6 protein-coding genes and 1 rRNA gene are annotated in these 10,825 nt (G+C 58.9%); 5 read left to right on the top strand and 2 right to left on the bottom strand.

Annotated elements, in window-relative coordinates:
- A 16S ribosomal RNA gene (locus tag GQY20_RS31700) occupies positions 1–114 on the bottom strand; the annotation flags it as partial.
- A gap of 1,078 nt (positions 115–1,192) precedes the next feature.
- On the opposite strand from GQY20_RS31700, the gene GQY20_RS31705 reads away from it, so the two are divergent.
- Positions 1,193–1,798, top strand: coding sequence for a cytochrome b (locus GQY20_RS31705; protein ID WP_198351344.1), 606 nt, complete (start codon positions 1,193–1,195; stop codon positions 1,796–1,798).
- Positions 1,799–2,009: 211 nt separating this feature from the next.
- On the opposite strand, the gene GQY20_RS31710 is transcribed toward GQY20_RS31705, so the two are convergent.
- A complete protein-coding gene (locus GQY20_RS31710; protein ID WP_408641155.1) occupies positions 2,010–3,254 on the bottom strand; it encodes a site-specific integrase in 1,245 nt (414 codons plus the stop codon).
- Between the two features lie 151 nt (positions 3,255–3,405).
- Between GQY20_RS31710 and GQY20_RS31715 the strand changes: the two genes are divergently transcribed.
- The 4 genes from GQY20_RS31715 to GQY20_RS31730 all read left to right on the top strand — a co-directional run bounded on the left by GQY20_RS31715 (position 3,406) and on the right by GQY20_RS31730 (position 10,050).
- Entirely contained in the window at positions 3,406–4,359 is a 954-nt protein-coding gene (locus tag GQY20_RS31715) for a hypothetical protein (protein ID WP_157221180.1), read from the top strand.
- Positions 4,360–6,444: 2,085 nt separating this feature from the next.
- A complete protein-coding gene (locus tag GQY20_RS31720; protein ID WP_157221183.1) occupies positions 6,445–7,644 on the top strand; it encodes an AAA family ATPase in 1,200 nt (399 codons plus the stop codon).
- 35 nt (positions 7,645–7,679) lie between these two features.
- Positions 7,680–8,756 (top strand): ParB/RepB/Spo0J family partition protein, encoded by a 1,077-nt coding sequence (locus tag GQY20_RS31725; protein WP_157221181.1) that lies wholly within the window; start codon positions 7,680–7,682, stop codon positions 8,754–8,756.
- A gap of 73 nt (positions 8,757–8,829) precedes the next feature.
- Positions 8,830–10,050 carry a replication initiator protein A gene (locus tag GQY20_RS31730; protein WP_157221184.1) on the top strand — a complete coding sequence of 407 codons (1,221 nt, stop codon included), beginning with the start codon at positions 8,830–8,832 and terminating at the stop codon, positions 10,048–10,050.
- Positions 10,051–10,825: the final 775 nt, after the last annotated feature.

Raw genomic sequence — 10,825 nt, forward strand, 5'->3', positions numbered from 1 at the left:
GATTCCCACGCGTTACGCACCCGTGCGCCACTAAGGCCGAAGCCTTCGTTCGACTTGCATGTGTTAGGCATGCCGCCAGCGTTCGTTCTGAGCCAGAATCAAACTCTCAAGTTGATGTCCAGCCAAACACCCCGGCGGAATAACCAGAGCGTCAGGCCAGCATTTCAAGGAGCCGTTCCTGCACAATACACAAATGGATGTGTAATAGGACATCTGGAACGGCTTATTGCTACCGTGAACCCGTGGCCTTGAAATCCACAGGCACGGGGCCGCCGCCCACATGTCCCTTCATCAAACCGACAATGAGAAAGAGCCGATGCCTCACCTACCCGATTTTCATCGAGCTATCGGAACTCCGATCTGGTAAGGCGCAGCAGCAAGCCGTTCAGTGGCCCGCCGCCGTCGGTGGAGGCGCATATATGGACGCCCTCCAAACCCGTCAACTCACTTTTTGCAATAATGTTTCAATCACCCTCAGCCTCCCAGCATCCATGGGATTTGCGCGACCATCTGCCCCGAGGCGCCAACGCCGCTTCACGCAAAAGATGATTCGCATCCGACGAATCGCGATCGATCTGGCCGCTGGCCGCAGTTGGGGGGCCACGCAGGAACCGCTTCGACTGTTCCTCTCTCCCGACCTTCCTGCGCTCATCCGGTCAGAGTGCGAGCCATATGCGCTGAAAAGCGCATCAAGCCCTCATGAGCATGAAACGTCGACGAGCGGCTCGCATCCGTCACCGCCGATACGGGCGAGCGCAATGCCAGCGCTTCCCGCAAACGGAATCAGCAGTAGCCCGACGCCGCATCACCAAGGCTGCCGCGGTCGCGGCCGCACGCCCAGCCCCAGCACGGGCTTGTAGTAGAACAGCCCATTGCAAACCTGTCAGGAACGTAGTGCCGCGAGGCATCTCGGCGTCATTACCAGCTTCCCGATCCGCACTACCGCCGCCCTTCGAAAATGAGCGTTCCCGTCCATCGCATGCGATCGTTCCGACCGCAGCGTTTTGTCTGCTCGACACAGCCATGCGATGCTGCCGAGTTCGCATCGCGCAGTTCTGTCAGCCTTTTAAGTGGAATCAGGAAATGGAAAATCGTAGCCATTCTCCGACTATGAGCTCGCGTATCAAAATAATGTCGGTCGATCGATTATTCCGACGCATATCTATCAATGCGATTCAATCGGTGAATGACAATGTCAGAATTATCTTCTGATTGTGTACGCCCTTATTCATTAATTCAGATCTGCCTTCACTGGATATCGGCCATTATTATAATATGGGCTTCGCTGACCGGCTTTATCTGCACGTCGCGTCCACCGGCAGATCCATTTCGTAGAATGGTCGACATCATCAATCCGCAGCTGACGACGTTCTTCATACCGATATTCCTGGGCCGGGTGGCGATCTTTCTCCGCAAGCGGCCCTGGCATGACTGGCATTCCGCTCCGCGCGCAAGACGCCCCGTCCTCGTTGGCCATTCATTGCTCTATGCCGCCATCACTTTGGTCCTCATCACAGGCGTCCTGATGATGCCGGCAAGCTGGCGCTTCCTGGGATTCATGCCGAGCCCGCTATCGGTTGCGGAGCCCAGCACACTGCATTTTGTCAGCCGGTTGCATCATTTCTTTACGCTGAGCCTTGCAGCACTCGCCTTGGGCCATCTGTTCTTCGTGATCAGGCATCATCGCAAGGGCGATCCCATTCTTCGCCGCATGCTGCCATCCGGGCGCGGCGCATCACACTCGAAGGGTCGCGCGTATTTCGTGACAGCCAAGGAATCCGCGGATTGGAGGCCTTGATCATGTCGAGACCTTCGATGAGGCGTCATGCAGGCTGCTCAAGCCGCGACAGCCAATCCCGAGGCTGCTCGATCGCTATCGTCCTCGTAATATCAAAGCGCTATGGCACCGGAATCGGTGCACGAGGGCGTAGAGTTCATGGGTCCGCCCACGTTCAATTCGACAGCAGCCATAGTCCCGGAACCCTCTGGCCGGACGAAAGGCATCACCCTCAACCGCTACTGTCAGTTCGTCGTTCGAGACGCTCTGAAAGATACCTGACCGCCCCGGCTTCGGCTGCTACCTTGCGACCATATTCTAGCGGCATGCGCGGACTTTTCCAGCGCAGAGCACCCATGATCCCGAAAAGGTCTTCGCCGCCTGCGAACAAATCCTGACTGAGCCCCACCCGCGTCGAATGCGCGCTAATGCCCTTGAGCAGTTGGGCAAGGTCATGCGCGGTCAGGTCGCCGAACGCGCCGCGGTCGAACGCCCGCCGGATGAGGGCCCGCCAGATCGGTCCGATCGAGCCGGGATGGAGCGCTGTTGCCCCGACATCATATTCGGTTCGCGCCGGTACCGACGGCCGCGAGAGCGTCTTGCGCAGATCCCAGGTTTCGCGACTCGATATGCTATCGACCCGCCTCCCCTTTACTGGAGGGCGCGCCTTGTAGCGCCGCACCTGGACCCTGCGGAACAGCGGTCCGGAGGTGATTCCGGCCGCCTCGGTCCAGGCCGCGATCGCACGTACCGAGCGCGGCGACAGGAGCACGCCCCTCTTTCCTTCTAAGTCGCCTTTGGCGCATGGAAGGGAAAGCAGGCGTGCTTCGGGGTCGGGTGCTTCGAGAAGGTGAGCCACCTCGATAGCCACCAACTCCGATGCGCGCAGCCCCGATTCATAGGCAACGGAGAGAAGCGCGCAGTCGCGCAAACCGGGCAGATCGTCGGCGCAAGCTTCGAGCAAAGTGCACACGTCGATCCCGGGTGCCTCGTCCCGTTCCGTATCTTTGACAGGCCCATTGAGCCGCAGTGGCAGCGCCCGCGACTGCGCAGTTCCTTTTTCGCGCCGGATAGCAAGAAGCCGAAGTTTCACGAGCGCGGCCTGCGTAGGATCTTTGAGTTGGAGCATTTGATGAATTTTGGCGATCGACGCTTTATAGCGATCGAGTGAAGCTGGCTTGGCCCCCTGCCCTGCCCGCGCGTCCAGATAATCTGCGACATTCTCCGGCGTCGACGGCAGCGCCACTCTGTTCGTGCGACGGCACCACGCGTTGAAGGCTTCGAGGTCCAACTTCAGTGCGCGTATAGAGTGCGGTGAGCGCGCGGCCAGATTCGCCTCGATCATTGCCTCGTCGACATCGGCCTCCGTGCGCATTCGCGCCACGGTCCGGACGATCTCGCACGCCGCCGCGCGCGTTGGGCAAGCGCTATCATCGCTTTCTAGCCCTCTCCCTCTGCCCGGGCCGTCCTTCTCCATGATGCAAATTTTAGCGCATCCCGCCGAGACATTTCAACATCTGATCAATGATAATTGTAATTATCACATGTCCATATATTGTGCCTCAAGTTTGACGCAACCAACGTCCACTTTTGGTTGATCGATGTGACATGGTGGGGGCAACCCGACGGTGAAGACACTAACCGATTTCGCGCCTATAGAACAGGCTGTATTGGCGCTGGCAAAGCTCGACGGCCGTTTGGTGCACAGTCCGGCAGCCGAGATCTGGTTCGCCCGTGCGCGCATCGAAGGAGCGGTGACGGCTGCACGTTCTGCAGGAATTCCTATTTCGGCCAAGGATCTGCTCGAGTGGATATCCGGCCGAACGCCACCTCCCCGACATAGCGAGGGGCTCAACGATCCGCTTTCGGTTGCGGCACTTTTTCATCTCGCATTAGCGACGACCGAGCGCGACAAGAGTCCCGTGGCGCGGGCAACCCTCCACGCGTTGCGTACGCTTCTTGACGACCGGAACGAAGCCGAGGTCTGGGGGGGCGAAGATCTCGTCCGCTTCGGCCCAGCATGGCGCGAAATCGGGCAGCGAGCCAGCCGCCCCTTCCCCTCGCCCACGCTCGCGGCCATTGCCGGTCGGATGCTCGAGATGAGACAATCTTCCAATATCAGAAACGGACAGGTTCCGACCATCTCCTCCGTCGACGGACGTTTATTTTCGCTGCCTCCGGCATCCGCGAGCACGACATGGCTGCTCGGCCTCCATCTGCCCGTCATGCTTCGAAGTGCCGGTCTCATCGAACATGGCCTCCCCTGTTTCACCGACCTCCCACGTTATCTCCCCGACGACGAGGCCGTCCTCGCAATAGAGGTAGCGCGCCGAATAGCCCGCATAGCGACGGCTAATCTAGACGCCCTGGCCCAAATGGAGCGAACCCTCGCCTCCGCGGAAACGCGGCTTGCGATCACCAGCCGCAGTCGTGCGCCGACATTGCTGCGGCTTGAACTCTGCTATCCGGGCATCACCGCGCGGGGAGCCGCACGCCTTCTGAACATTTCTCCCCAAGGCGCGACCAAGCTGCTCGTTCAGGTGCACGAGGCTCTTAAACCGCCAAAAACCACCGTTTCTTGAATCTGCTCCATGCGGTGTTTTTTCTTTTATTTTGAGATAGATAATTAGAATATTCGCCGTTTGGGCGGTCCATCAGGCCTCGCTGAATTGGCTTGACCGGGTTATCCCCTGCCGAAGGCGCTGAAATGGATAGCTTTCAGGGTCATTTTGAGTATCGCCGGCCAGTCGGTGGCTGGCTGGACGTCCCGCAGGCGGATGAGGCAACGCGCTTTGTATAGCGCATGGTGGTTCTGTCGGCCAGCCTTGAGCCTCGCGTCGTTGCGCATGCACAAGAAATCTCTCCTCCCACCCGGCCGCTATGCTTTCGAAAGCCAAGACGCCTTGCTAGATTCCGGCGAAGCGCGGCATAAATTCTCCTTAGCCGGCGACGGGCCAGTTCCCCATCGCACCTGAATGTCGCGAATGAGCAAGCGGCCTCCTCGAAAAGGCTACGTAGCGCGCTGCGTTATCGAACCTCTTCCAAGGGGCGCGCGGAATAGTCCGGTTTTTTCGAACCGTTCAATTGAGAGTGCGATCGGCCTGAAGGCGGTCAGACCCAAAGACCACGCACCATCGTACCTTAAAGCCGTTCTACTTCGTCGATACGCTGACTTGTACAGCCACCGCGGGCTGCCGTGCTGATCGACTTTCGAACGAAGATATGACCCAGTGATGCTCCGCTCGTCTTCTCGGGATACAGCCGCACAGATGGGACCTTCGCTCGTTCTCTTTTCATCGGCATGGGCTTCGTTTGCGTTTAAGCTCTGGGAATCGATAGCGCCTTCCATCGGAGATGCTCACCCAGCCGTCGTGGAACTTATCGCGTGAGGAGCTTTTACTGCGCGTAGGCAACGTCGTTCACCCCCTCCCCTACTCCACCGACCGTCAAATATGATAATCTGTGCGGTCAGTTGATGGTGCTTCACGAACGCGATTGCGTGATCGTGAGCAGACCTAGCGGGGCGCATCTTGAGTTCCTTGGACACTGACCGAATGGAAACTCATGTTCACCCAGCGCCATCTTTCCCCGGGGAAATATCATGAAGCAGCGCCCTCTTTTCATCGCGGCTCGTCTGCTCTGCCAAGCCTAGGGCGAGTTTAAGGTAAGCGACGCAACCATCCATAAAGGCACTCGCTTCGCAAGTCCGGGGGCGACCACTTCCGATTCCCGAGCAGTGGGGACGTTTCCCCGGGGAAACATCGCAGCCTGGACCATGATAAGGTCGCGGATCCAGAAATTCGAGGGAAGCAATAGAGTGCCTGGCAAGCGTCATTCAAATGGGCCTTACAACCTGGCCGTTGAAGGCTCTGCGGGGCCGGCAGGTGGTCGGCATTGATTGCCGCTTAGAAACCCGTGACCTGTGAACCAGAGCGACAACACCGGAACTTAAATAGCTCTCGGGGAACCACCATCATTGGCGGCCGATATGCCGTCGAGCGATAGCGGTGGCCTGATCGCGGCGCCATACCTCCGACCTCAGGCACCGAACTCGACATAGTAGAGAGGTTCTGGCTGTAGCCGCTCGGTTGGCGATCCCAATTCAGATGACCGTCGGCCTCACACTCACCGGTTGCCTTTTTGTCATCGGCACTCCTATTTGGTGAAGGTTCGTCGAACGCGCCATCGGCGAAGTTTCGATAAGGTGCACGGATTTCATAGAACCGCTTCTTTCCCCTCTTTTCCGTCCTTCGTCCCCCGAAATTCCCAGTTGCGAGAGCGCTCATCGGCAATGCACTCCAGAGTGCGGAGCCGGAATAGGTTCAACGTGAGAGCCAACATGTCATGCGTCTCCACCTCCGACCCTTTGCCTGACAATGACGTTCGAAGGTTGATCGAAGCTCTGCGGCGATCAGTTCAAAACACTTGGCCACCCACTTCCCGAACTACCCACGACAGCTGTTATGATATGGTCGGTAAGCGCTGCCCGGCACGCCGCTCCAACACGCGATCTTTCCCCGGGGAAAGATCGAATCAGAAAGGACTCGCCGATCGCAGACGTCAGATTCGTCTCTAATGAGCACGTCTCCGGTGAGCATTGTTGACGAATGAAGCTTTTTCCGACATCGTAGCCGAGAAAAGCTTCAGAGTGAGACCCTATGGCTCAAATGAATTCAGAGGCGGCTCGGATCGGAGATCTTGCTCGCTCCGGGGAACGCATGGTCGAGCGACTGAGGCGTCAGGCGTTTCTTCCGGACAGCCGCAAGTCGCTGGAAGTGCGCTTCGGAATAGCCGAGGTTGCGTCACTGCTTGGATGTTCGACGAACCGTATACGTACCGCGGAGGAAGATAAACGACTTCCACCGCCTCCTGCCAGCGAGATCGGCAGGCGCATAGGTTATACGATCAGCGACCTTCTCAACATGCGGGAGGTGCTCGACGCTTCTCCGGTGCGCGGGCCGTCCGACGATCCGGTCATCATCGCCGTTCAGAACTTCAAGGGCGGTGTCGGCAAATCGACCGTCACTACGCATCTCGCGCACTATCTCGCGGTCGCCGGATATCGCGTGCTCGTCGTCGATTGCGACAGCCAGGCAACCACGACCACGCTGTTCGGCTTCAACCCGCATCTCTATGTCACGCAGGAAGAGACGCTTTATCCCTATCTCTCGATCGAACCGACCCAAGCCGACCTCATGTATGCGGTCAAGGAAACGCCGTGGCCCAATGTCCATCTCATCCCGTCTAATCTGGAGCTGTTCGACGTCGAGTATGAGCTGGCAGCCTCCGGCGCCGATGGCAATTCCGTGCTCGTTACGCGCTTTCGCAAGCTCAAAGCCGGATTGCTCGATCTTTCCCGCAACTACGACGTCGTACTGCTCGATCCACCGCCGGCGCTTGGCACCATCAGCCTGGCCGTGATGCAGGCCGCCAATGCCCTGCTCATCCCGCTTGCCGCGACTACGCCTGATTTCTGCTCCACCGTTCAGTTTCTCTCGATGATGCATCAGGTGCTCGAGCAACTGCAGAGCGCCGGCGTGGAGGTAAGCTACAATTTCGTGCGGCTGCTCTGCTCCAAATTCGACAATAACGATCCTTCGCACGCCATGGTTCAGCAGATCATGGACTCAGCTTTCGGCCCGACGTTGCTCCCCGTTCCGATCTTCGAATCCGCCGAGATCAGCCACGCGGCCATGCGGATGATGACCGTCTACGAGCTCGAAAAGCCGATAGGGTCGGCGCGCACCCATAAAAGGTGTCGCGCGAATATGGACGAGGCGCTGGGCCAGATCGAACAACTCGTACGGAAGGGCTGGGGGAGGCCTCTGGTGACGAACGCGGCCCTGATTGAAGACGCAGCTGCCTGAGCTGCCGATGTGGCGTATGGAAAGGAAGGGGTGAGATGGCCAAGGGCAAGCAGGCCAACTATCTGGCGTCGCTGCTGAGCGATGAGCCGGATGCCGATGCCGGGGCTCTCCCGGATGCGTCGGATGGATCACCTATCTCCGCTGGCCCGCCCGAGCCTGCCGAGCGCCCGCGCACCGGCATGACGCTGCTCGGCCGGGAATCGGCGCTCGCACGCATTGCGAGCGGCGAGGTGAAGCAGGTTACCCGCATATCCGTCGATCCGGCGCGGGTCCGGGTCTGGCCCGGCAATCCAAGACGCTATTCGGAGCTCAACGAGGAGAATACGCGCGAACTGATCGATTCTATCCTGGCTGAAAACGGCCAGAAGATTCCGGTCGTTTTGAGAAAATTAAAAGACGACGCCTCTCATGACTTTGAGCTCATCATCGGTTCGCGCCGTCACTTCGCCATTAGTTGGCTTCGCGCACATAATTATCCCGACTTCAAGCTTCTTGCAGACCTTGCGGACATCGACGATGAGACCGCATTTCGACTTGCGGATCTAGAGAACAGGGCGCGCAAAGACATTTCAGACATTGAACGGGCCCGAAGCTATGCACAGGCGCTCAAGGCACATTATGCCGGCCATCAGGCTCGCATGGCCGAGCGTCTTCGTGTGTCGCAAAGCTGGCTTTCCAAGACGCTCAAGGTTGCCAGCATCCCCGACGCGGTTCTCACCGCTTTTGCCGCGCTCACCGATGTCCAGATCAAGCCAGCTTATGGTCTTGCCGCCGCGCTCGACGATCGCGGCCGCGCCCGTCAGATTCTAGATGCTGCCAAGGGCCTTGCCGCGGAGCAGGCGGGGCGCCGTCGTCGGCAGGAGCCTCCTGTACCTGCGGCGGAGGTATTCAAACGGCTTCTCGACACCGGGACGGGTGAAAAAGCAACAAACGCGCCATTAACCTATCAAAGCAGGTTCGGCCGTAATGCACTGAGCATTCTCACCGCAAATCGGCAGGGCGTGACGATCCGCCTGCATCCCGGGTCAGGGGCCGACCATGACGAATTGGCCGAGGCGCTGCGAGCGGCGCTCGCCGACCTCGAAAGTCAAGGCCGGGGCCTCATCAGATGAGGATATTCCCTCATCCCTTCTTTCCCCGGGGAAAGAATGCTGCCCTCTCCTCGGCACTGGAATGGAACGCGACGTGACGCGAACCAATCGAACCTATGTGAACGATCAGTTCGATCTGTTCCTGCCCTACATCTCCGATCTTGCGCTGCGCGATCAGCGGGAGATGATGGAAAGGCCCTTTTTCAGCCTGGCGAAATCCAAGCGGATCAAGCCGATCCAGTACAGGTCCCCCGACGGCAAATCCTGGGTCCATGTCTCGGCCAATCCCGAATATGGCATGGCAACCATCTGGGACGCTGACATCCTGATCTATTGCGCGTCCACACTCGCCGACATGGCGCGCCGAGGGGTTAACGACATCCCGCGCAAGCTTCATCTCATGCCCTATGATCTGTTGCGCGCCATCGGTCGACCCACCACCGGCCGGGCTTATGAACTGCTCGGCCAAGCGCTTGATCGTCTCGCCTCGACCACGGTGAAGACCAATATCCGCGCGGACAATCGCCGTGAGGCGACCTTCAGCTGGCTCGACGGGTGGACCCAATTGGTCGACGAACGAACCGAGCGGTCGCGCGGCATGACAATCGAACTTTCGAGCTGGTTTTATGAAGGCGTAATCATGCAGGGCGGCGTCCTGTCGATCGATCGCGCCTATTTCAACATATCCGGAGGCCGCGAGCGCTGGCTTTATAAGGTTGCCCGCAAGCATGCCGGCGGGGCAGGGGAGGCGGGTTTCGCCATTTCCTTTCCAACCCTCTTCGAAAAATCGGGTGCGGAAGGGCAGTATCGTCGCTTTAAGCATGAGATCATAAAGATCGCAGAACGCGACGATCTTCCAGGCTATGGACTCCGCGTCGAATTCGGCGAAGGACGCAAGGAGCCCCATCTGAGGATGCGACGCAAATCTGCCGCCGAGGCAGCCATGCCCAGGCCGCGCGCCGCAAGACCCCGGAGGTCCCTTCCAATTCCTCCAGAACCGGAGGAACAGGCTCACCCGGCATCGCCGGCCGGATCACCTGCCGAGCCGGTCACCGCAGAGGCCGCGGTCGACGCACGTGCCATGATACGCCGCACCGTCTCAGGGTTATCCGCGCGTGCAACCGATGGATATATTACCGACGAGACGCTCGCGACGCTGCGCGCCGAATGCCCCGGTTGGGACTACCAGAACTTGCACCAGCTCTTTCGCGAATATGTCGAGGCAGATTCTGAACGGACGCCTGTGAGCTACCAGCGTGCCTTCATCGGTTTCGTACGCAAGTACGACAGGGAAAATCGTCACACGCTCCGCTAGGAGAGGGGAGGGGGATCCCCCCGCTCGACGGCGCTTTCTTGCCATACGGCACCATAGAGGCCCACTCGATCCATAGCGATCGACTGCCCCTCGCTTATCCTTGCCCGACACTATGACGATGGGAGCGTTCCCGATGTGTCGTGTGATGGCTGCGTCCGCTACCGAAACGTTCCCGAAGTGTCGGGTCTGTGGTCGATCGGACGGCCGGTTTCGTCTCCGCGCTCCGGCTACATCGATCGGCACGGCCGCTGGATGCTCAAACCGAAACCTTCTGAACCTTTTTCGGAGCTGCACTCCCGAAAAAGATTCAATGTCGCCGGCGATCGAAGGGTGGGACGGCAATCTTCGACACATCCGGAACGCCACTCGACATATCAGGAACGCCGTCATCGACACATCCGGAACGCTCTCTAGACACATCGGGAACGCGAATCACGACATATCCGGAACGATCAGTCGACACATCCGGAACGGCGGCTCGGGCGCGACTCGCCAAACCGCCCCGATTCGGACACGTAGCTCTGCCCACGTAACTCTTTAAAGATTCTTCAAACTCATCTAACCATCAGGAGATATTCATTTTTAGATTCAGAATGGATAAGCTGGCCCGCTGCAAAGCAATCCCGGCTCAGCACCGCTGCAGACTAGCAACCTGATCGTGTCCCATCGCATGGTGTAGCTTCGCCGACGTAGCGACGCCGATCTCCGGCAAGGCCGGATCGATCACGCGGCCATAGCCGGCAGCGTGACGAGAGGATCATCGCTCAACTGCGCG

The sequence above is a fragment of the Flavisphingomonas formosensis genome (assembly GCF_009755815.1).
GTDB lineage: Bacteria > Pseudomonadota > Alphaproteobacteria > Sphingomonadales > Sphingomonadaceae > Flavisphingomonas > Flavisphingomonas formosensis.

Bases quoted from the DNA above. Each gene is read 5' to 3' on its own strand.
- GQY20_RS31705 (WP_198351344.1), top strand. From the start codon at position 1,193: ATGTCAGAATTATCTTCTGATTGTGTACGCCCTTATTCATTAATTCAG.
- GQY20_RS31710 (WP_408641155.1), bottom strand. From the start codon at position 3,254: ATGGAGAAGGACGGCCCGGGCAGAGGGAGAGGGCTAGAAAGCGATGAT.
- GQY20_RS31720 (WP_157221183.1), top strand. From the start codon at position 6,445: ATGAATTCAGAGGCGGCTCGGATCGGAGATCTTGCTCGCTCCGGGGAA.
- GQY20_RS31725 (WP_157221181.1), top strand. From the start codon at position 7,680: ATGGCCAAGGGCAAGCAGGCCAACTATCTGGCGTCGCTGCTGAGCGAT.